Genomic DNA, 20,920 nt, shown 5'->3' with positions numbered 1-20,920 from the left:
AAAAATGTCATCATTTAACGAAGTAATATTTAACAGCAGTCCGAAAAAACTAGGCTTTAGCTTTCCTGCTGAATGGGAAAAACATGATGCAACATGGTTAAGTTGGCCCCATAAGGAAGAATCATGGCCAGGGAAGATTGAAACTATATATGAACCTTATTGCCAGTTTATTAAAATTGTGGCAACAGGTGAAAAAGTTAGGATTAATATCAACAATGAGGAGACTAAAGCTTTTGCTATTTCTGAGTTGGAAAAGGTGGGTGCTGATTTAAGTCAGATAGAGTTTTATTTTAATCCAAGCAATGATGCCTGGTGCAGAGATCATGGACCGGCTTTTTTATTAAATAGGGCAACCGGGAAAAAAGCAATTGTGGATTGGGGATATAATGCGTGGGGAGGTAAATATCCTCCGTATGATCTTGATGACGTAATTCCCACCAAAATAGCTGAGCATTTTAATTTATCTGTTTATCATCCTGATATTGTGATGGAGGGTGGATCTGTTGAATTTAATGGGGCAGGAACAATACTTACAACAACGGCATGTTTGTTAAATGAAAACAGAAACCCTCATTTAAGTAAGGAGCAGGTTGAAGAGTACCTAAAAGAATTTTATGGTGCTGTGCAAGTATTGTGGTTGGGAGATGGAATAGTTGGAGATGATACAGATGGCCATATTGACGACATTACCCGTTTTGTCAACGAGGACACCGTTTTAACGGTTGTGGAGAGTAATCCTCTGGATGAAAATTATCTGCTGTTACAAGAGAATCTTGAGACGCTAAAGACTTTACAATTATTAAACGGGAAACCTTTGAATATTGTGAAATTGCCAATGCCTTCGCCGGTAATACACGAGGATACTAGATTACCTGCATCATATGCAAATTTTTATATTGCAAATGCAGCGGTAATTGTGCCCACGTTTAGAGATGTGAATGATGAAAAAGCTTTAGAAATTATACGAGGCGTTTTCCCGGATAGAAAAGTTGTAGGAATTGACTCTACAGATATTATTTGGGGATTAGGAAGTTTTCATTGCCTTAGTCAACAAGAACCGGCAATCTAATCGCTTTTATAATTGATATAATTAATTGAATATAACCAAACAAGAAATACAGATGAAGTTATTAGAAGGAAAAACAGCACTTGTTACAGGTGCATCTAAAGGAATTGGCCGCAAAATAGCGGAAAAGTTTGCAGAGCATGGAGCTAATGTGGCTTTTACTTATTTGTCATCAGTAGAAAAGGGTGAGGCTTTAGAGCAGGAGTTGCAAAATTTCGGCACAAAAGTAAAGGGATATCGTTCTGATGCTTCTAAATTTGATGAGGCAGAGAAACTGATCAATGATATTGTAGCTGATTTTGGGGCATTAGACATTGTAGTAAATAATGCAGGTATAACGAAAGATGGTTTATTGATGCGGATGAGTGAGGAGAACTGGGATGAGGTAATTAATGTAAACTTGAAATCTGTATTTAATGTGTCTAAAGCAGCTTCTAAGGTGATGATGAAAGCACGCAAGGGATCTATCATTAACATGAGCTCTGTAGTAGGTGTTCAGGGAAATGCTGGGCAAGCTAACTATGCTGCATCTAAAGCAGGAATAATTGGATTCTCTAAGTCGCTGGCTAAGGAACTAGGGTCACGTAATATACGTACCAATGTTATTGCTCCTGGATTTATCCGCACGGAAATGACAGATGTGTTAGATCCGAAAGTGGTACAAAGTTGGGAAGATGGTATTCCTTTGAAAAGAGCAGGTGAGACTGAGGATGTAGCGAATGCATGCGTATTCCTTGCATCTGATATGAGTTCTTATGTTACCGGACAGGTATTGTCAGTTTGCGGCGGAATGTTGTAAATCTAAGATATGAATAGTCGATAGAGATCTAAAAGGGTGTCGGAAAGTCAATTCCGACACCCTTTTTATTTAAATTGATAGGCGTTAGTAAGCTCTATAACCTGTGGTACTCGCTTGTGTTTTTCAAAATAGTTATACCCTAGCTGAAGGTTTGTCCAGAACGCTTTGTGTTGTGGGAATTGTGCTATGTATTTATTGAGATTAGTATCAGTTATTTTGAACGGATAGACGTGAACCGGGATTTGATTTTGCCCTCCATTTCGTGCCTCAATGGCTAGTATATAAACCTCTTTTATCTTGTCGTCAGTTATAGGAATGCATCCAACAGTCTCGCATTTTCCATGAATGTAAATGTCGCTACCCGGTTTTTCATTCCTACTTCTTAACAAATCAATGCTGTTAGGGTAATTTATTCCTAAAGACAAATGGAAATTGCTTAGAGGATTAAACGCGGTAATGTAATAGAACCCCTCTGGGATTTGCAGATCTCCCTCCTTTAATTTGGGACCTAGAATACCTGAGTGCTGACAAAATGGGTATACTTTGAACAACTTGTATTGTTTTTGCTTACCCTCTTTTAACCAAATTTCTAACTTTTCTTCAGCTTTATACGCGGCTATATATAAACTGAATTTTCCGGTTATCTGATCTTTTTTAAGCTCTTTTTGCAAACTATTCCACTTCTCACCATAGGCTTGTCTAACGCGCTCAAATGTTAATTGCTGTGCTTTGAAATTAGACTGGGCCAGTACAGATGTAGACATAATCGTTAGAAAAATAATGTAAAAATAGCTTTTCATTGTAGGACGTTAGTTTTACTATGAACAAACTTATATAAAATTGTGCGAGCATTTTAAAATTTAGCATCTTTACCCAAATACGTATGAACGATTCTTTTAGCTTATACATTTTATTGGCTTTACTGGGATGCTTGCTTGCAGGTATTCTTTTTGCCTGGTTATTGTACCGTAAAACGGAACATTTAGATAAACGGCTACGTTATGGATTATTCGTTTTACGCACAGTTGCAGTAACGGTAATAGCTGCATTGCTATTCTTTCCTTTGGTAAGAAGCATCTCTTATAACCTCGAAAAACCGGTTATTGTTATTGGGCAGGATAATTCACTGTCGGTTGGAGCGATTGAGCCTAATGGCTTTAATAGGCAGCATTTTGAGAAGGATATGCAGTCCTTAGCAGATAAGCTGTCTGAGAAGTATGAAGTCAAAGTTTATAATTTCAGTGATAGCGTGAAATCTGGCTATGATTTCAAAAATAAGGGGCAGGTAAGTAATGCTTCAAAGTTCATCAATCAATTAAATGATGAATTATTAAATCGAAATGTCGGGTCAGTTATTTTGGCCTCAGATGGTATTTTTAATCGTGGAGGGAGCCCACTTTACGATTTAAACAAATTTAAAGCTCCGGTTTATACCATTGCATTAGGGGATACGATTCCGAAAAAGGATTTAATGATTTCGAATGTAAATCACAACAGCCTGGTTTATCTTGATAATGAATTTACCCTTGAGGTTCAGGCACAAGCCTTTGAAAGTAAAGGTGAAATGTCGAGGGTTTTAGTTATGGAGAGGGGCAAAAAGATTTATGATGAGCAGGTTCAGATTAATTCAAATGCATTTGTGAAGAACATCCCTATCAAGTTAAAGGCTTCGAAGTTAGGACTTCAAAAATATACCATTCAACTCAGCCCGTTAAAAAATGAGATATCGGAACGTAACAATGCACAAAGTATTTTTATAGAGGTAATTGATGCAAGGCAAAAAATATTGATTGCTTCTGCTGGTCCACATCCCGACATTGCAGCACTAAAACAGGCCATTTCCGTAAACAAACATTATGATTTGAAAATTGCTTTGGGAGAGGATCTGAATGTGATTAATCCAAAGGACTATAGTTTAATTATTCTGTACCAGCTTCCGACTCTTCAAAATGACGGTGGGGCATTTATTAATAAGGTTCAGCAAAGTAATGTGCCGTTGTGGTATATTTTGGGCGCTCAGAGTAATTTATATGCATTTAATAAGATGCAAAGTGCTGTGAATTTTAATGGAAGTAATAATACTTTGCAAGAGGCTTTTGCTATTGTTAATGCTGGCTTTACTGCCTTTGAAATGAGCGCGACATTCGATAAGCAAATTGAAGGATTTGATCCTCTTCAAGCACCTTTTGGGGAGGTAAGAATAAACGGAACAGCATTAGTGGCATTGAAGCAGCGAATAGGCAAGATCAAGACTGAATCGCCACAATTGTTTTTTATGAACGGTGAGGGAAAAAAAACAGGTTATTTAATAGGAGAAGGTATATGGCGCTGGAGACTGGCAGAGGCTCAAAATGAACAGAAGTCAAATGCTTTTAATACTTTAATTTCAAATGCTGTCCAATATGTTTCTGCAAAGGATGATAAACGTAAGTTTAAGGTTTACACGGCCAAGAACACTTTTGATGAAAATGAAAATGTGCCGATTAATGCAGTCCTTTACAACGATAGTTATGTTTCGGTAAATACGCCGGATGTGAGTATTCAGATAAAAAACGAAGAGGGGAAAGTTTATAATTTTCTATTCTCCAGAACAGAAACAGCCTATCAGCTTGATGCAGGGGTGTTGCCTGCGGGAAATTATACTTATACAGCAACAACTAATCTTGGTAGTAAAAAACACACTGCACAAGGAGTTTTCTATGTAAATACTCTTGTTGCAGAATATCAGCAAACAATCGCAAATCATCAGCTGCTTAATACAATGGCTATGCAAACGGGCGGTAAGATGTATATGCCACAGAATTTATCGCAGATTTTAAAAGATATTGAAGCCAATGAACAGGTAAAAACCCTGAGTTACGAAGATCGTAAATATGAGGAATTGATTAACTTTAAGTGGGTGTTTGCATTGATAGTTATGTTGCTTACACTGGAGTGGTTTTTAAGAAAAAGAAACGGAGAAATTTAAGCGCAAAAGTATGCAAATAAATACCATGGATGCCATTGAGATCTTGGGGACTATCTCTTTTGCGATATCGGGCTCTTTTGCAGCCATGCAAAGAAGATTAGATCCTTTCGGGGTACTGATCATTGCTTTTGTAACATCTATTGGTGGAGGAACTGTTCGCGATCTATTGCTAGGCGATACCCCTGTTGCATGGATGAGGGATGTAAATTATTGTTTGTTAATCTTGTTGACTTCAATTGCTACAATCTTTTTTAAAACACATATCAAGAAGTTTAAAGTAACCCTTTTTTTGTTCGATTCTTTAGGACTTGGTCTTTTTACCATGCTGGGTATCCAGAAAGGAATTGTTTTTGGTTTAAGTCCGGGTATTTGTATCGCCCTTGGTACCATTACAGGATGTTTTGGAGGTATAATAAGAGATACGCTATTAAATACCATCCCTGTAATATTCAGAAAAGAAGTTTATGCCACCGCCTGCATTATGGGGGGAATATTATATTTTACACTTCTATATTTTAACTTGAAAGAAGATCTGGCAAAGGTTGCTGTGATTGCATTTATTTTTACTGTAAGAATAGTAGTAGTAAGGTATAAAGTAACGTTGCCTAAGTTTGGCTATTAGTCTTTTGGGGCTTCATTGATGATCACAAAAACATCTTCATTATCTTTTTTCATAAAGTACTTTTCGCGGGCAAATTTCTCTGCTGTATTCAGATCTGTATTTAATTCGTTAAGATCTTTCTTCACCTTAGCAATTTCCTTCACATAAAAGTCCTTTTCTTCCTGAAGTTTGCTTACTTGTGATCTGTATTCGTATTGTGCTATTACATCGTTTTTATCGAAAAATAACATCCATACTACGAATGCAGCTATGCTTAGGAGGTATTTGTTACGTAAAAGTTCTAGAAAACGATTCATATGGACAAATATATAAAATAACACCCGAAGATTTAAAACCTTTGCCTCTTATTCAAATGTGTATTCTCCACTTATTAACATATTGGATTTAGCTGGTCGTAATTTATGTGTTTCAATAGTGAGGTATTAGATAAAAGATCAGATATTGCATAGGGTTAATTGACATAGATATGAAAGTAATTCTCTGCTCATTGGTTTTTTGCATTGTTAGTGGCTTGACCGTTGAACACGGTAAAGCGGATAGAAAACCGAGAATCATCTTCGACACAGATATGGGGCCGGATTTTGATGATGTAGGCGCAATAACAGTTTTGCACGCATTGGCTGCTAGAGACGAATGTGAGATACTTGCTACAGTATCCAGTGATAACCATGCTTCTGTTGCGCCGACAATAGAAGTTTTTAACCAATATTTTGGCAAACCCAATATTCCGATAGGTATAGCATCCGCAAAAGCCCCGGACTTCATAGCCCATAATAACTGGAATGATTCGCTGGTTTTACATTTTCTTAAGAAAAAGCCCACTGAATATCCAAATGCTTTAGAGGTTTATCGAAAAGTATTGGCCAGGCAGGAAGACAATAGCGTTACGATAGTTACAGTTGGCTTTACCTCTAATATAGCAGAGCTGCTCAATTCAACGCCTGATAAATTTTCCAATCTTTCGGGAATGGACCTTGTTAAAAAGAAAGTAAAAAATTGGGTCGCAATGGCTGGAATTATACCAAATGGAATTGAATTTAATGTACATGAACATAAGGAAGCGGCTTATGAAGCTTTTAGTAGATGGCCGAAGCCGATATTGCTGAGTGGTTTTGAAATTGGAGATAAGATACTCACAGGAGGAAAAGTGGCAAAGCAAAATATTAGTAAAAATCCTGCCGCATGGGCATATCAATATAATTTGGCAACCTATGATAAAAATCTACTAAGCAATAGGCCATCTTGGGATCAAACAGCAGTTTTATGTGCGGTCAGAAATCCTGAAAAATATTTTTACGTAAACGGTCCAGGGAAGTTTATCGTAAATAAAGATGGATCTAATCGATGGGATGCAGATATTAATGCCGGACATTATTTTCTGTCCCATAAGTATCCTTATGAAAAGATTTCCGCAATAATAGAAGATTTAATGCTATATGAACCTGGTAACTGATAGTAACAAAACAACCCCAATACTGCTGTAATGGGGTTGTTTGCTATTGAATTTTTATCCTAAAGATTTAAGATAAGTGTTTTTACTTCTTTAAGAATTTGAAGTCTTTACCAATAAAACGTGCAGCAGCACCCAATTCTTCTTCAATACGTAACAATTGATTGTATTTTGCAATCCTGTCTGAACGAGAAGCTGAACCTGTTTTAATCTGACCACAGTTTAATGCAACTGCAAGATCTGCAATGGTAGTATCTTCAGTTTCACCACTTCTGTGACTCATTACTGAGGTATAGCCATTAGTTTGAGCTAAAGAAACAGCATTGATAGTTTCAGTTAATGAACCGATTTGGTTTACTTTAACTAAGATTGAGTTCGCAGTTTTTTTGTCGATTCCTGATTGCAAGCGAGTTACATTTGTAACAAATAAATCATCACCTACAAGCTGAACTTTATCGCCAATTTTATCAGTTAACATTTTCCAGCCATCCCAATCGTTTTCATCCATTCCATCTTCAATAGAGATAATTGGATATTTTTCGGTTAAAGATGCAAGATAATCAGCTTGCTCAGCACTTGTGCGGATAGCTCCTTTATCACCTTCAAATTTAGTATAGTCGTACTTGCCGTCTTTGTAGAACTCAGAAGCAGCACAGTCAAATGCTAAAAAGATTTGCTCACCAGCTTTGTATCCTGCTTTTTCGATAGCTTTGATAATAGTTTCAACTGCATCTTCAGTACCATCAAAAGTTGGAGCAAATCCACCTTCGTCACCTACAGCTGTTGAAAGACCTCTGTCATGCAAAATAGCTTTCAAGTTGTGAAATACTTCAGTTCCCCATCTTAACGCTTCAGAGAATGAAGATGCGCCAACAGGCATGATCATAAATTCCTGAAAAGCGATAGGAGCATCAGAGTGAGACCCACCGTTTACGATGTTCATCATCGGGATAGGTAGAATGTTAGCATTAACACCTCCGATATAACGGTATAAAGGTTGGCGGCTTTCTTGAGCTGCAGCTTTAGCAACGGCTAAAGAAACACCTAAAATAGCATTAGCACCAAGATTTCCTTTGTTCTCTGTTCCATCAAGCTTGATCATTAAGCTATCGATAGCATTTTGTTCAAATACATCAATACCCTTTAATTCATCAGCAATTTTATCATTCACGTTGGCAACGGCTTTTAAAACACCTTTACCTAAGTAAACTTTTTTATCACCATCTCTTAACTCCACAGCTTCGTGCATACCAGTAGAAGCTCCTGATGGTACTGCCGCACGACCAAGGATACCATTTTCTGTAATTACATCTACTTCGATCGTAGGATTGCCGCGGGAGTCAAGTATTTGCCGCGCATGAACATCAATTATTAAACTCATTTTTATTGGTTTTTATTTGTAAATAACCCTTAGTGTAAAATTTACAATTACTAAGGCGATATCCAAAGTTAAAAATTAAACGCAAAAAAGTCGTAATTAATTTAATTACGACTTTTTCATTGCTGAATATTTAATGTTTTTGTTGTTATGAATCTGTATTTTAGTCAGTTAAGTTTGTGTGTTTTCGCTCTTAGCTGCAAAGATAGCTTTGTATACTATTCCCGCTAAAATGGCACCAACTATAGGTGCAACCCAGAATAACCAAAGTTGACTTAATGCTTCGCCTCCAACAAAAAGCGCCTGACTTGTGCTTCTTGCAGGATTAACTGAAGTATTGGTTACAGGTATGCTGATCAGGTGTATTAGTGTAAGCCCAAGTCCAATCGCTAAACCGGCAAATCCTTTGGGTGCTCTATCATCTGTTGCACCCAATATAATGATTAAAAAAATGAAGGTCATTACAATTTCGGTAACCAACGCTGCTGTCATGCTATATTTCCCGGGTGATAAGTCTCCATAGCCATTGGTAGCAAATCCACCAATAGGGTTTCCATTTCCAGTAGCGATAACGTATAATACGCCCGCAGCAACTATGCCACCAAGAACCTGTGAAATAATATAGGGCACCAAATCCTTTCCATCAAAACGTCCGCCGATCCATAAACCGACTGAAACTGCTGGGTTTAGATGTGCCCCGGAGATATGGCCAAGAGCATAAGCAATAGTTACTACTGTTAGTCCAAAAGCGAGTGCTACCCCCGCAAAGCCAATGCCTGCGCCTGGATAGTTACAAGCTAAAACGGCGCTACCGCAACCGCCAAGCACGAGCCAAAATGTACCGATAAATTCTGCTGCTAGTTTTTTCATAGGAGTTTAATTTAGTTTAGTGGTAATGAAGGTTTGGTTTTTTCACTACTTGGTTAGTAAATTAATAGAAGAATGTTTGTTTTTATAATGAAATTTAAAAACAATTATTCAATTTTCCTAGAGGAAAATGCAGATTGTCAGAGGGTTATTCCCACTTAAATACTTTGACAGCAACAGCATACACACCGATGCCCCAAATTATCATAATAAGAATCTGATGTTTTACATCCCACAAGCCAGCTCCCTCAAAAGCTACCTTTCTCATAGCATCATTAAGGTAAGTTAAAGGTAAAGCACGACTTATTGGCTGAAGCCATGACGGAAATGCATCTATAGAAAAGAAAGTGCCTGACAGCAGAAACTGAGGCAATGTTATAATATTTGAAATAGGAGGTATAGTACTTTCACTTTTTGCTATTCCGGAAACTACAAAACCAAAGCCCATAAAAACAATGAGGCCTATGATTGCAAGTAAAAGCATATTCAACACCGTGATAATACCGTGAATTAAGGTGAAATGGAAAAAGAAATGTCCAATAAGTATAATAAATACTGCACCACAAAGCGCAAAACCTATTCTTGCAATTCCCTCGCCAAATACAATACTAGCTCTGCTAACTGGTGTTGCAAAGAAGCGTTTAATGACTAAGGTTTGTCTTAAACTGAAAAATACAAATGCTGTTCCAAATACGCCCGTGCTCAATAAAGAAAAGCCGAGTTGTCCAGGCAGGATAAAATCAATAGTGCGGTAAACCCTACCCTGAACAGTGCTTTCATTTAATTGCGCTATGCTAGGTTTTATATCTTTTGAATTTAAAGTATACATAAGGTTGTTCAACACCGATTTAAGTATAGTTCCCTTGTCTATAGAAGCAGATGTGTATTGAACATTGGCAAGGTAAGCTGGCGCATCCTGAATGTTTTTTTGAACGTTAATAACAGCGTCTATGTTTCCTTTCTCAAGTCCTGTTTTTAATTCCGCAGGATCTTTATCTTTGATGATATGAACAACACTGATTTGTTCCAGTGCCTTAACAATAGGATTTTGTAAATCTGATCCAGGGGCAATAGCTAAGTCAACCTTAACACCTCCGCGGCCTAAAAAGCCAAAAACAAGAATGAAGATTAGCGGAAAAGCAAGTGTAAAAACAACTGCTGATGGGCTACGCATAATAGAACGGAAACTTGCTTTTGCAAGGGCCAACGTAGCTTTTGTATTATTATAGGGTTTGCTCATTTTCTTTTTTAATTATCCTCGCGCCATTCTTTGCCTGTCAGGTTTATGAAAACGTCCTCCAGGTTGGCCTTTTTAACTTCTTTAGTGCGTTCAAAGCCACTATTGATAAGATTGTCTATCAGATTATCAGGCGTATCTAAAGCGATGATCTCGCCCCGCTCAACAAAAGCAACGCGATCACAAAGTTGTTCTGCTTCGTCCATATAGTGTGTGGTGATCACTACTGTTGTTCCGTTATTTCTTATATCAATAATTAAATCCCATAAATTGCGGCGTGCCTGAGGATCTAATCCGGTAGTAGGTTCATCAAGGAAAATAATTTTGGGAGAGTTAATGAGAGTGGTGGCTATAGAAAACCGTTGTTTTTGTCCACCTGAAAGCGCTTTATACTTAGCTCTCGCTTTGTCCTGAAGATTTACCTTTTCAAGCATCTCCATCGGTTTGATGTCTACACCATAAAGGCCAGAAAACAGTTCCATTAACTCAACCAAATTTAGGTTTGGGTAATAACCGGCAGCCTGTAACTGTACACCTATAATCCTTTTAATTTTGTTGGCATCTTTGTCAACAGAATAGCCATCAACAATGATCTCTCCTGAAGTTTTTTCGCGAAGGGTTTCAATAATTTCGAGTGTGGTGGTTTTTCCTGCGCCATTTGGTCCTAAAAGACCAAATATCTCATTTTCATAAACTTCAAAGCTGATACCTTTAACTGCAGTGAAATCGTCATACTTTTTTACCAGTTCTTTTACACTGATAATGGCATTTGTTTTATCCATGTTATAAATGTAAGAAGGTTTAGAGGAATAGAAAACGCTATTCTGCTAAACCTTCTAAAATGTCGGTAAAATGATAATTTTGAACCGGTGAATATTACCAGGCTAATTCGCTCTTGATCATATTTATAAAGTCATCGAAAAGATAACGAGAATCATGTGGGCCTGGAGAAGACTCAGGGTGGTATTGTACTGAGAATGCTTTTTTGCCTTTCACTCGAATACCCTCAATAGATTGATCATTTAAATTGATATGGGTAATCTCTACTTTCTCTGATTTTCTTACATCTTCAGGGATAACTCCAAAACCATGGTTTTGTGAAGTTACTTCGCAATGATTTTTAATGATATTTTTAACCGGGTGATTTAAGCCCCTGTGGCCATTAAACATTTTCATAGTACCTATTCCGTTTGCTTCTGCAAGCAGTTGATGGCCTAAGCATATTCCAAAAAGAGGTTTATCAGCAGCTAATATTTTTGTGACAGTTTCAATAGCGTATGGCATTGCCGAAGGATCACCAGGGCCATTAGAAATGAAATAACCATCAGCACCCCATTTGTCCATTTCCTCGAAAGTGGTTTTAGCAGGGAAAACCTGAACATAAATATCTCTGTCGTCGAAGTTGCGTAAAATGTTTTTCTTGATACCCAAATCTAGTGCTGCTATTTTATAGGTAGCATCAGGTGAGCCGTAGAAATAAGGTGTTTTGGTAGAAACCTTAGAAGATAATTCTAAGCCATCCATAGATGGTACTTCAGCTAATTTGCTTTTTAATTCTTCAAGGTCAGTGATTTCTGAAGAAATGATTGCATTCATCGCTCCTTTATTTCTGATGTGACGAACCAAAGCACGTGTATCAATATCAGAGATCCCTACAATATTTTCGTTCTGAAAATAATCCTGTATAGATTCAGAAGCTTCTTTACGGCTAAAACCGATGTTGTAATTTTTGCAAACCAAACCAGCAATTTTTATGCTTTCTGATTCAGTTTCATCTTTGTGGATACCATAATTTCCAATATGTGCATTGGTGGTTACCATAATCTGAGCGAAATAAGAAGGATCCGTAAAAATTTCCTGATATCCTGTCATACCTGTATTAAAACAGATCTCGCCTGTTGTTGTGCCTATTTTTCCAGCGGCTTTACCGTGGTAAACTGTGCCATCAGCCAGTAACAAGATTGCAGGTAACTTGGTGTAATTAGTCATGGTAATTATTAAGAGAAATTATTGGGATAAAAAAAGGAAAAAATGATGGTTCTAGCGCGGCTTTGATGCCGTTTTTGTAGTTAACAAATGTGCTGTTAAGTGACCCCTTCATTTCGGGATACAAAGATACGTTTTTGAGGATTTAAATCAAGAATTTTTTTTAGATTGTTTTGTATAACATTCAACGATTGTACATCTCTCTATTATTATGTAGTCGTATGTGCAAACTTAGCAAGGCATTAACAAAATGTCACAAAAACGATAAAACTGTCTTTATTTCGAATGTAAAAACTAATTTTGTCGCTACAAAACTATAGAACTATGTCTGTAAACAAAGAGGTTAAACGCATAACCACACATATACTTCAGGAAATGAAGGCTAGTGGAGAGAAAATAGCCATGTTAACCGCTTACGATTATTCGATGGCCACAATTCTTGATGATGCCGGTTTGGATGTATTATTAGTTGGTGATTCAGCATCAAATGTAATGGCCGGACATGAAACCACTTTACCTATCACACTTGATCAGATGATTTATCATGCCCAAGGTGTAGTTAGAGGGGCAAAACGGGCTTTCGTTGTAGTTGATCTGCCTTTTGGTAGTTATCAAGGCAATTCCAAAGAGGCACTTAATTCTGCAATTAGGATTATGAAAGAATCTGGTGCACACGGCGTAAAGCTTGAAGGTGGAACAGAAATAGCTGAATCAGTATCGCGTATCATTACAGCCGGAATTCCTGTTATGGGACATCTTGGGTTAACGCCTCAGTCTATTTATAAGTTTGGAACTTACACTGTTAGAGCAAAAGATGAAGATGAAGCAGAGAAATTAAAAACCGATGCAATTGCACTTCAGGAAGCTGGTTGTTTTGCTATTGTGCTTGAAAAGATACCGGCGAAATTAGCCAAAGTAGTTTCTGAAAGTTTACAAATTCCTACTATAGGTATTGGTGCGGGCCCGGATTGCGATGGTCAGGTGCTAGTTGTTAATGATATGATTGGTTTAACAAAAGGTTTTAAACCTCGCTTCTTGCGCCAATATGTAAATCTGTATGATGGTATATTGGGCGCTGCACAGTCGTACATTAAAGATGTGAAAGCAAAAGATTTTCCGAACGAAAAAGAGCAGTATTAATGCCGGTAACCGATAAAGATGTACTTTACGAAGACAATCACCTTATAGCGGTATTGAAACGCGCGGGTGACATTGTGCAGATTGATGAAACTGGAGACGAGCCTCTTGACGAGCAGGTTAAGAAATATCTTGCTAAAAAGTATAATAAACCCAATAGTGCTTTTTTGGGTGTCGTACACCGTTTAGACAGACCTGTTAGCGGAGTAATACTTTTTGCTAAAACAAGTAAGGCATTAGAGCGGATGAATGCAGTATTCAAAAATCGTGAAGTAAAAAAAACGTATTGGGCCATTGTTAGAAATAAGCCTGCTAAATCTTCAGGTACACTTGTTCATTGGCTAGTGAAAAACCCTCAAAAAAATGTGGTTACTCCACATATTGTCGAAGTTCCCGGAAGTCAGCGTTCGGAATTAAGTTATAGGTTAATAGGGGAACTTGGCGGCTACTACCTGATTGAAGTTGATCCGCTTACCGGGCGTTCTCATCAAATAAGAGTACAGCTATCTACTTTAGGATGTCCTATTGTTGGCGATAATAAATATGGTTACCCCAGAGGAAGTCGAAAAGGTAGTATCTGCTTACACGCGCGTAGATTGCAATTTGTTCATCCAGTAAAAAAAGAGCCTGTAAATATTTTTGCTAAGCTACCAGTTGATGGTTTTTGGGAACGCTTTGAAAATTTTTAAGCTATTTACAATCTGTTAAAGAAAATACTATTGCGTCTTCAAATTTTAATTTTGTTCTGTCCTTAAATACAGTTTTTCCATTTTTCTCTTCTACTTCGCCAAAGCCTTCATATAGTTTTCTGTCTCTTTTTAAAAATACAACTTCTCTAGTTGAGCGCATCCCTTCCGAATCAAAAGTGTATTCGGCTAGAATCGTATCGCCTTTAACCTCTCCTGAAATGGTTCCTTTGTTACTATCTTTTTCAAATAGATTATAACTCAAGTCACCGGTCAATTCATCATTTTCTGTATTTATTTTAAGCTTGGCGGTATCTTGGTTTTTAGCATAGATATAGCACTCAGATATTTTTTCATGAACAGGTACGGATGGTGTTAGAGAAGTATCAATTGATGTTACCGATGTACTGTCGATACTTTTATCATCAGTATTGCTGCTATTGCAAGCAGTGGCAAACATTGCAATGGCGGTTAAAAGTAGCAGTGATTTTTTCATAATGATATTGGTTGATACATTTTATCCTACAATAGCCTTGCCAAAAGAGAACTAAATGGCGCAGAGAGGGAATTTGCTTTTATAGAAAAAGCCAATCCGGCTGATCAATTAGGTTATTGGGGAGAGTTATTGTTTTTTCGTCGTCCGTATATTTATGATAGGAAATTTATAAATCAAACTACAATATGGATCAATTATCCCGCCGTAAATGGCTAGGAAGAGTTTCTGTGCCTGCTCTTTCAGTAGCTGGAGCCTCATTAATTAGCGGAAAGATACCTCAGGCAGAGAATAGAACAGATGTTTATAATATCAGAGATTTTGGTGCGGAGGGCGATGGTAAAGTGCTCGATACAAAGGCTATTCAGGATGCTATAAATACTTGTAATAATAACAAAGGAGGTGTAGTGATGGTCCCTGCCGGGGTATTTCTGTCGGGAACTCTGGAGCTTAAATCTAATGTAACTTTACATCTGTCTGCGGAAGCAAAACTTTTGGGAAGTCCTAGAAGAGAAGATTATACTGCAGGAAAAGGAATTCCTGAAGGAAACGGGAATATTGTATTCTTATATGCAGTAAATGCTGAAAGACTTAGTATAGAGGGTAAGGGGACAATAGATGGAAATGGTCTGGCGTTTTATACTGGAAAGGGCGATAATACTGGACCTGGACAAAATGGAGTAAACGGTAATTTTGATAGGCCCCATCTGTTGATATTTTATCAGTGTGCTAACCTGCGTATGGATGATGTTTTTATGGTTGCCAGCGCATATCATTGCGTGCGATTATTACAATGTAAACATGTTTATATCGATGGCGTAAGGATTTACAACCGTGTAAATAAGAATAATGATGGCTTTCATTTTAATAGCTGTCAATATGTCCATTTGATTAACAGTGATGTTCAGTGCCAGGACGATGCTTGTGCCTTATTTGGGAGCAATAAATTCGTTACGGTAACTAATTGCAGTTTCAGTACGCGCTGGTCAATATTTCGTTTTGGGGGTGGTGAATCACAAAATATTGCCATTACAAACTGTCTTATTTATGATACCTATGGTTGCGCAATTAAGATCAGCGCCGGTGTTGCCGGTATACAGAACTTTAGCTTCTCAAATATAGTTATGGAAAATGTAACCGGTCCAATCGGTATTGGTTTCAGCGGGGTAAATAGTGGTAAAAGTACTGGAAATAGTCAACCTGCGAGGAAATCCTATCTCCGAAATATTTCGTTTAATAATATAAGGGCTAATGTTGTGGCATTGCCGGTTCCTCATCCCGATATTCATTTTGAGTTACATACATGGGAGGGCGAAAAAAACTCCTGCATTACATTGAATGCAATGGGGGAATATTATATTGAAGATGTCAGTTTTACCGATGTTCGTATAAAATATGCGGGAGGGGGAACTGCTGAGCAGGCGGAAAAACGAGACGTACCAAATATAGCTGCTGAGTATTTTGGCGTTTGGGATAAAACACCAGGTGGGCCACCAGCTTATGGCTTGTATGCCCGAAACGTTAAAGGTTTAAGCTTACATAATGTGCGGTTTGAGTTTGAGAAGAATGACCTTCGGCCTGCTATAGTTTTTGATAATGTTCAGGATGCTTCTATAAATGGCTTAAGTTTACAAGGCAGTTTAGATGCTCCATCATTGCTTAGGGTTACAAATTCCAAAGATATATTGCTTGCTGGTGTCCGTGTTTTAACCCCTTGTAAAGTATTGCTTAGTCTGGAAGGGACAGGTAACGAGTTTGTTAACATAGATGGGGGCGAATTAACAAAAGCAAAACAGCAGGTAGTTTACCTTAACGGGGCAAATGAAAAATCAGTGAAAGTAAGGATATAAGGAACTCGGGATTCTGTAGGTGTTACTTATTAAGCAAGAATCAGATTTTATTGTATAAACAAATGAATACTTTTGAGATATGAATAAACCGATCATATCAATTGAAGCTCCTACGAATTTTGATTTTCAAGAGTGTTTATGGTTCCTGGATAGGAACTTTGACGATTGCATGCATAAGGTAGATGCAGATCAGGTTATAAAGGTTTTTGAAATTGAAGGTCGCCAGTTATTGATTAGTGTGGCCTTTTATGAAGGTAATTTGCAGATCGAAGTACTTGTGGGAGATTTGGAAGAAAGCGATGTAAAAAAAATCAAACAATTTATATCTGATTGGTTTGACCTTGAGAAAGATATGGAATCCTTTTATCGATTAGTGAAAAAGGATGAAAGGTTAGCTTATATGGTAACAGCATATAGCGGGTTAAGATTAATAGGAATTCCTAATTTATTCGAAGCTATTTGTTGGGCAATAATAGGGCAACAGATCAATCTTACTTTTGCATACAAATTAAAAAGACGGCTTGTAGAAAAGTATGGAACTTATATGTCTTTTAATGACGTTAATTATTATGTATTTCCAAGTTGTGATGTACTTGCAAGCCTTTGTGCTGACGATCTGAAAGAGATGCAATTTTCAAGAAGTAAGGCGGAATATCTGATTATAATTGCTAAAGCATTTGCTAACGGAGAAATGAGTAAAGATAATTTACTTGCGTTGCCGGATCTTAACGCAAGACAAAAAGCATTAAATAACATAAAGGGAATAGGTGTGTGGACTGCTAACTATGCCCTTATGAAATCTTTAAAGGAACATTCATGTGTTCCTTATGGCGATGCGGGTCTTCTAAATTCATTGTTAAACCATAATATCATTACAGATAAAAAGCAACATATAGAAATTCAAACATTTTTTAAAGACTATTCAGGATGGGAGAGTTATCTGGTATTTTATCTTTGGAGAAGTCTTGCAAATAAAGAATAAGGTCTTTTTATTCTTGTGAATTTGTTTTTGCTGCTTCCCATCCTATAATTGCTGTTTTACGAGAATTGCCCCAGTGATACTGTCCAAATTCTCCTGTGGATTTGATGACTCTGTGGCATGGAATCAAAAAAGCAACCGGATTATTCCCTATAGCTGAACCAACTGCTCTGTTCGCTTTTGGATTCTTAACTGCTGAAGCGATGGAAGCATAGGTAGTTAATCCTCCAATCGGAACCTTTAACAAAGTTTCCCATACTTTTATTTGAAAAGCTGTGCCCTTTAAATGAAGTTTAATCTCGTTTAACCTGCTCCAGTCTTGAGTAAAGATATAAAGTGCACTTTGCTGTATCATATCTAATAGTTGACAGTATTTGGCATTAGGAAATGTGTTTTTTAACATCGTTAATGCTTCGAGTTGATCATCAGCGAAAGCCATATAACAAATTCCTTTTTTTGTTGATGCGACTATTAGAGATCCGAAAGGGCTTTCTGCATAACTATAATTTATGGCAAGCTGCTCCCCTCCATTTTTAAATTCACCCGGAGTCATTCCTTCTATATTTATGAAAAGGTCGTGCAGGCGACTGGTACCGGATAGCCCTGTCTCATAGGCTGCATCAAACAAGGTCGTGTCTTTATCTTTAAGTATGTTTTTTGCATATTCAATAGAAAGGTACTGGAGGAATTTCTTGGGGGTAACACCAGCCCATTCTTTAAACATGCGCTGAAAATGAAATGGACTCAGGTTTACATGCTCAGCAATGTCTTCTAATGATGGTTGTTGTTTAAAATTTAGTTTTAAATACGCTATCGCCTCTGCAATTCTGTTGTAATCAATTTGACTTAATGTTTCCATGATCTTTAATTTAATATAACAAAATTACACTGATGAGGTATACAATAAAACCCGAAACTTGCTAATCATTAAATTAGGACGGTTTCTATAACCAGTAATAGCACATTTGGTGTTTGGAATTTACATTTATTAGGGTACCTTTGTACTGTAATAATTTTAATTACAGTATGAGTAACTCAAGATTTGCTATTTCTTTACATATACTTACTTTGCTTGAAAGGGCTAAGGGTGGATTGTTGTCATCAGAATTTATGGCTGGAAGCATAAATATTAATCCAGTATTGGTAAGAAAGGAATTAAGTAATTTACGAAATCATGGATTTGTTGACAGTAAAGAGGGAAAAAATGGAGGGAGTTATCTAAGTAAATCAGCAAAAGAAATTAATCTGGCGGATATTTATAAGGCAGTAAAACAGAATAATTTGCTGGGTATTTCAAAGAATACACCTAATCCGCAATGTTCTGTAGGTAAACAAATGAATACACATTTGAATAACTTATATAATTCGACAGAGCAGGCATTATTAAAAGAACTTTCCTCTCAAACCCTTGCGGATTTCAGCAATCGTTTTGATTGATTTTTTTTACGCATAACTGTAATAAAATTTGTTACAATAATATTTAAAAATAAATAAGGATATGAAAACAGCATTAATTGGCGCAAGTGGTTTCGTAGGAACGGCCATTTTAAAAGAATTACTTAATCGAGGGCATGAGGTTACAGCTATTGTACGCAGTCCTGAAAAGATTAAAATTGGAAGTAATAAATTGACTGTTAAGGGGGTTGATGTTAATGATACGTTGGCTTTAACAGATGTATTGGGAGGAAATGATGCAATAATCAGTGCATACAATAGTGGGTGGGCAAACCCTAATTTGTATAATGATTTTGTAGCAGGTTCTGAGGCCATTCAAAAAGCAGTTAAAGCATCTGGTGTTGATCGTTTAATCGTTGTTGGTGGTGCAGGTAGCCTGGAAATTGACGGCAAACAATTGGTGGATGGACCAGATTTCCCTGCCGAATATAAAGCGGGTGCTACAGCGGCCAGAGATTATTTAACCACGCTTAAACAAGAGCAGGGGTTGGAGTGGAGTTTCTTTAGTCCGGCTATTGAAATGCACCCTGGTATTACAACAGGTCGTACGGGTAAATATCGTTTAGGTACAAATAGCCCTGTGTTTAATGAAGATGGGAGAAGTATTTTGTCGGTTCAGGATTTGGCAATGGCAATTGTTGATGAACTAGAAAACAATAAACATCCTCGTCAGCGTTTTACTGCGGGCTACTAATTTAAAACCTAAGGTGAGCTTTTTTTGCTCACCTTATAGTTTATAAGATGTAGTGATATTTAGATAATGACTAGTAAATGACTAGATATAATCTTATTTTTGCGCCATATTTTAAAGAGCAATGCCGAGAAAGAGAATTAGGAAGCACTATCGTAGGGCAAGGTATGTACTATATCGTGAAACTTTAATTGATGCCAAAGAACACATCTTGACTTTTATTGGATCATTTATAGGTATAGGCTTAATAGGATTGTTAAATAGCAAATACCTGGTAGCCAATGATAATTTGTATCTGATAGGCTCTTTTGGCGCTTCTTCTGTGCTTATTTATGGCATTATTAATAGTCCCCTGGCACAACCAAGAAATTTAATAGGTGGCCATTTGATTTCGGCAATAATTGGCGTAACCGTTGCTAAATTTTTTCCTGGCGAGAGTTGGCTGGCTTGTGCCTTAGCTGTTTCATTATCAATAGTTGCAATGCAAATTACCAAAACATTACATCCTCCGGGTGGAGCAACAGCATTAATAGCCGTAATTGGCAGCGAAAAGATTAAGGCTCTGGGCTATATGTATGTATTATCTCCAGTATTATCGGGCATAATGATTCTATTTTTGGTAGCGTTGATATTTAATAATTTAAGACATAGAAGATATCCTATTCAGAGCATAGTTAAAAAATAGACTAATTAAATACAGACCGTTGTTCCAGTTTCTTTAGTGTTTCTGATGCTTCATCTGGTTTATTAGTCCCAATTAACAGTCTGGATCCATTTTTTAAAACAAGTTGTATCCCCTTGTTCCCGGAAACGTTAAATGCCATTCCTTTCGTTAGGAAGCCAAACCTAAATCCCCAGCCACCATATTCGGTAATAGGATCATATTGCCTCACAGAAAATCTTTGAATATTATCCCAGGAATATTTTTTTAATGTTAAATGGAAGGGAAAAAAGCGTACATAAATGCCGTCCTTCTTAATATAGGTTTCTAGTTTTAATGTTAAAACTGCAAGTGTAAACACTAGCATTAAGCCCGAGGCTATTAGCAACTGCATGTTACTCATAGAGTTGTCATCAAATGATTTTCTTTGAAAAACCTGATAAAATACGCCGTAAAAGAATATTAAGTTAGCTCCAATAAGGATTGCCCAAATCCATTTTTGCCCAAATCGCTGCTTTTCTGAAAATAGMKWWNNTCGKWRKNAGSRTNCRTGTWKSRWAWKGTCTAACAACAAATTACAAACATTTAATTTAAA

General features: G+C 37.1%; 21 protein-coding genes and 1 pseudogene. 12 read left to right on the top strand and 10 right to left on the bottom strand.

Annotated elements, in window-relative coordinates; translation table 11 throughout:
- Positions 1 to 4: 4 nt before the first annotated feature.
- Positions 5 to 1,069 carry an agmatine/peptidylarginine deiminase gene (locus tag N824_RS22520; protein ID WP_048907379.1) on the top strand — a complete coding sequence of 355 codons (1,065 nt, stop codon included), beginning with the start codon at positions 5 to 7 and terminating at the stop codon, positions 1,067 to 1,069.
- Positions 1,070 to 1,121: 52 nt separating this feature from the next.
- The gene (gene fabG, locus N824_RS22515) at positions 1,122 to 1,865 is read left to right on the top strand and encodes a 3-oxoacyl-[acyl-carrier-protein] reductase (protein WP_048907378.1); all 744 of its coding nucleotides are present in this window, start codon (positions 1,122 to 1,124) and stop codon (positions 1,863 to 1,865) included.
- A gap of 65 nt (positions 1,866 to 1,930) precedes the next feature.
- On the opposite strand, the gene N824_RS22510 is transcribed toward fabG, so the two are convergent.
- The gene (locus tag N824_RS22510) at positions 1,931 to 2,665 is read right to left on the bottom strand and encodes a murein L,D-transpeptidase family protein (protein WP_048907377.1); all 735 of its coding nucleotides are present in this window, start codon (positions 2,663 to 2,665) and stop codon (positions 1,931 to 1,933) included.
- Between the two features lie 83 nt (positions 2,666 to 2,748).
- Between N824_RS22510 and N824_RS22505 the strand changes: the two genes are divergently transcribed.
- Positions 2,749 to 4,833: a VWA domain-containing protein gene (locus N824_RS22505; protein ID WP_048907376.1), complete on the top strand. Its 2,085-nt coding sequence runs from the start codon at positions 2,749 to 2,751 to the stop codon at positions 4,831 to 4,833.
- A 10-nt stretch (positions 4,834 to 4,843) separates the two neighbouring features.
- Positions 4,844 to 5,455, top strand: coding sequence for a trimeric intracellular cation channel family protein (locus tag N824_RS22500; protein WP_048907375.1), 612 nt, complete (start codon positions 4,844 to 4,846; stop codon positions 5,453 to 5,455).
- Here the strand turns inward: N824_RS22500 and N824_RS22495 are convergent.
- On the bottom strand, positions 5,452 to 5,751 hold the full coding sequence (locus N824_RS22495; RefSeq protein ID WP_048907374.1) for a septum formation initiator family protein: 300 nt from the start codon (positions 5,749 to 5,751) through the stop codon (positions 5,452 to 5,454). The genes N824_RS22500 and N824_RS22495 overlap by 4 nt on opposite strands.
- 170 nt (positions 5,752 to 5,921) lie before the next feature.
- Here N824_RS22495 and N824_RS22490 point away from each other — a divergent pair, with 170 nt between their 5' ends.
- Positions 5,922 to 6,908, top strand: coding sequence for a nucleoside hydrolase (locus N824_RS22490; protein WP_048907373.1), 987 nt, complete (start codon positions 5,922 to 5,924; stop codon positions 6,906 to 6,908).
- A gap of 82 nt (positions 6,909 to 6,990) precedes the next feature.
- Here N824_RS22490 and eno read toward each other — a convergent pair whose 3' ends face one another.
- The 5 genes from eno to carA all read right to left on the bottom strand — a co-directional run bounded on the left by eno (position 6,991) and on the right by carA (position 12,376).
- A complete protein-coding gene (gene eno, locus N824_RS22485) occupies positions 6,991 to 8,286 on the bottom strand; it encodes a phosphopyruvate hydratase (protein WP_048907372.1) in 1,296 nt (431 codons plus the stop codon).
- 168 nt (positions 8,287 to 8,454) lie between these two features.
- The gene (aqpZ, locus tag N824_RS22480; protein ID WP_048907371.1) at positions 8,455 to 9,153 is read right to left on the bottom strand and encodes an aquaporin Z; all 699 of its coding nucleotides are present in this window, start codon (positions 9,151 to 9,153) and stop codon (positions 8,455 to 8,457) included.
- A 145-nt stretch (positions 9,154 to 9,298) separates the two neighbouring features.
- The gene (locus N824_RS22475; protein WP_048907370.1) at positions 9,299 to 10,390 is read right to left on the bottom strand and encodes an ABC transporter permease; all 1,092 of its coding nucleotides are present in this window, start codon (positions 10,388 to 10,390) and stop codon (positions 9,299 to 9,301) included.
- A gap of 8 nt (positions 10,391 to 10,398) precedes the next feature.
- Complete coding sequence (locus N824_RS22470) at positions 10,399 to 11,169, bottom strand: ABC transporter ATP-binding protein (protein ID WP_048907369.1); 771 nt, start codon at positions 11,167 to 11,169, stop codon at positions 10,399 to 10,401.
- A gap of 94 nt (positions 11,170 to 11,263) precedes the next feature.
- Positions 11,264 to 12,376, bottom strand: coding sequence for a glutamine-hydrolyzing carbamoyl-phosphate synthase small subunit (carA, locus tag N824_RS22465; RefSeq protein WP_048907368.1), 1,113 nt, complete (start codon positions 12,374 to 12,376; stop codon positions 11,264 to 11,266).
- 321 nt (positions 12,377 to 12,697) lie between these two features.
- Between carA and panB the strand changes: the two genes are divergently transcribed.
- On the top strand, positions 12,698 to 13,513 hold the full coding sequence (gene panB / locus N824_RS22460; protein WP_048907367.1) for a 3-methyl-2-oxobutanoate hydroxymethyltransferase: 816 nt from the start codon (positions 12,698 to 12,700) through the stop codon (positions 13,511 to 13,513).
- Positions 13,513 to 14,199: an RluA family pseudouridine synthase gene (locus tag N824_RS22455; RefSeq protein ID WP_048907366.1), complete on the top strand. Its 687-nt coding sequence runs from the start codon at positions 13,513 to 13,515 to the stop codon at positions 14,197 to 14,199. The genes panB and N824_RS22455 overlap by 1 nt, the downstream gene beginning before the upstream one ends.
- A 1-nt stretch (position 14,200) precedes the next feature.
- Here the strand turns inward: N824_RS22455 and N824_RS22450 are convergent, their stop codons facing one another.
- On the bottom strand, positions 14,201 to 14,692 hold the full coding sequence (locus tag N824_RS22450; RefSeq protein WP_235207248.1) for a hypothetical protein: 492 nt from the start codon (positions 14,690 to 14,692) through the stop codon (positions 14,201 to 14,203).
- Between the two features lie 185 nt (positions 14,693 to 14,877).
- Between N824_RS22450 and N824_RS22445 the strand changes: the two genes are divergently transcribed.
- Together N824_RS22445 and N824_RS22440 are read left to right on the top strand one after the other, a co-directional pair.
- Positions 14,878 to 16,539: a glycoside hydrolase family 28 protein gene (locus tag N824_RS22445; RefSeq protein WP_048907365.1), complete on the top strand. Its 1,662-nt coding sequence runs from the start codon at positions 14,878 to 14,880 to the stop codon at positions 16,537 to 16,539.
- 79 nt (positions 16,540 to 16,618) lie between these two features.
- Positions 16,619 to 17,521, top strand: coding sequence for a DNA-3-methyladenine glycosylase (locus tag N824_RS22440; protein ID WP_048907364.1), 903 nt, complete (start codon positions 16,619 to 16,621; stop codon positions 17,519 to 17,521).
- Between the two features lie 7 nt (positions 17,522 to 17,528).
- Here N824_RS22440 and N824_RS22435 read toward each other — a convergent pair whose 3' ends face one another.
- Entirely contained in the window at positions 17,529 to 18,377 is an 849-nt protein-coding gene (locus tag N824_RS22435) for a methylated-DNA--[protein]-cysteine S-methyltransferase (protein ID WP_048907363.1), read from the bottom strand.
- 167 nt (positions 18,378 to 18,544) lie between these two features.
- On the opposite strand from N824_RS22435, the gene N824_RS22430 reads away from it, so the two are divergent.
- The 3 genes from N824_RS22430 to N824_RS22420 all read left to right on the top strand — a co-directional run bounded on the left by N824_RS22430 (position 18,545) and on the right by N824_RS22420 (position 20,349).
- The gene (locus N824_RS22430) at positions 18,545 to 18,955 is read left to right on the top strand and encodes an Rrf2 family transcriptional regulator (protein ID WP_048907362.1); all 411 of its coding nucleotides are present in this window, start codon (positions 18,545 to 18,547) and stop codon (positions 18,953 to 18,955) included.
- A gap of 61 nt (positions 18,956 to 19,016) precedes the next feature.
- Positions 19,017 to 19,667, top strand: coding sequence for an NAD(P)-dependent oxidoreductase (locus N824_RS22425; protein ID WP_048907361.1), 651 nt, complete (start codon positions 19,017 to 19,019; stop codon positions 19,665 to 19,667).
- Positions 19,668 to 19,788: 121 nt separating this feature from the next.
- Positions 19,789 to 20,349, top strand: a complete 561-nt coding sequence (locus N824_RS22420; RefSeq protein WP_048907360.1) for an HPP family protein — start codon at positions 19,789 to 19,791, stop codon at positions 20,347 to 20,349.
- A 1-nt stretch (position 20,350) separates the two neighbouring features.
- Here the strand turns inward: N824_RS22420 and N824_RS22415 are convergent.
- Positions 20,351 to 20,896, bottom strand: a pseudogene (locus tag N824_RS22415) (DUF6141 family protein).
- Between the last annotated feature and the right edge of the window lie 24 nt (positions 20,897 to 20,920).

Source organism: Pedobacter sp. V48 (assembly GCF_000523515.1).
Taxonomy (GTDB): Bacteria; Bacteroidota; Bacteroidia; order Sphingobacteriales; family Sphingobacteriaceae; genus Pedobacter.
This window is presented reverse-complemented; position numbering and strand designations above follow the sequence as displayed.

Bases quoted from the DNA above. Each gene is read 5' to 3' on its own strand.
- fabG (WP_048907378.1), top strand. From the start codon at position 1,122: ATGAAGTTATTAGAAGGAAAAACAGCACTTGTTACAGGTGCATCTAAA.
- N824_RS22430 (WP_048907362.1), top strand. From the start codon at position 18,545: ATGAGTAACTCAAGATTTGCTATTTCTTTACATATACTTACTTTGCTT.
- N824_RS22435 (WP_048907363.1), bottom strand. From the start codon at position 18,377: ATGGAAACATTAAGTCAAATTGATTACAACAGAATTGCAGAGGCGATA.
- carA (WP_048907368.1), bottom strand. From the start codon at position 12,376: ATGACTAATTACACCAAGTTACCTGCAATCTTGTTACTGGCTGATGGC.
- N824_RS22495 (WP_048907374.1), bottom strand. From the start codon at position 5,751: ATGAATCGTTTTCTAGAACTTTTACGTAACAAATACCTCCTAAGCATA.
- N824_RS22490 (WP_048907373.1), top strand. From the start codon at position 5,922: ATGAAAGTAATTCTCTGCTCATTGGTTTTTTGCATTGTTAGTGGCTTG.
- N824_RS22455 (WP_048907366.1), top strand. From the start codon at position 13,513: ATGCCGGTAACCGATAAAGATGTACTTTACGAAGACAATCACCTTATA.
- N824_RS22425 (WP_048907361.1), top strand. From the start codon at position 19,017: ATGAAAACAGCATTAATTGGCGCAAGTGGTTTCGTAGGAACGGCCATT.
- N824_RS22510 (WP_048907377.1), bottom strand. From the start codon at position 2,665: ATGAAAAGCTATTTTTACATTATTTTTCTAACGATTATGTCTACATCT.
- N824_RS22470 (WP_048907369.1), bottom strand. From the start codon at position 11,169: ATGGATAAAACAAATGCCATTATCAGTGTAAAAGAACTGGTAAAAAAG.
- N824_RS22505 (WP_048907376.1), top strand. From the start codon at position 2,749: ATGAACGATTCTTTTAGCTTATACATTTTATTGGCTTTACTGGGATGC.
- eno (WP_048907372.1), bottom strand. From the start codon at position 8,286: ATGAGTTTAATAATTGATGTTCATGCGCGGCAAATACTTGACTCCCGC.
- N824_RS22445 (WP_048907365.1), top strand. From the start codon at position 14,878: ATGGATCAATTATCCCGCCGTAAATGGCTAGGAAGAGTTTCTGTGCCT.
- panB (WP_048907367.1), top strand. From the start codon at position 12,698: ATGTCTGTAAACAAAGAGGTTAAACGCATAACCACACATATACTTCAG.
- N824_RS22520 (WP_048907379.1), top strand. From the start codon at position 5: ATGTCATCATTTAACGAAGTAATATTTAACAGCAGTCCGAAAAAACTA.
- N824_RS22500 (WP_048907375.1), top strand. From the start codon at position 4,844: ATGCAAATAAATACCATGGATGCCATTGAGATCTTGGGGACTATCTCT.
- N824_RS22440 (WP_048907364.1), top strand. From the start codon at position 16,619: ATGAATAAACCGATCATATCAATTGAAGCTCCTACGAATTTTGATTTT.
- N824_RS22475 (WP_048907370.1), bottom strand. From the start codon at position 10,390: ATGAGCAAACCCTATAATAATACAAAAGCTACGTTGGCCCTTGCAAAA.
- N824_RS22450 (WP_235207248.1), bottom strand. From the start codon at position 14,692: ATGAAAAAATCACTGCTACTTTTAACCGCCATTGCAATGTTTGCCACT.
- aqpZ (WP_048907371.1), bottom strand. From the start codon at position 9,153: ATGAAAAAACTAGCAGCAGAATTTATCGGTACATTTTGGCTCGTGCTT.
- N824_RS22420 (WP_048907360.1), top strand. From the start codon at position 19,789: ATGCCGAGAAAGAGAATTAGGAAGCACTATCGTAGGGCAAGGTATGTA.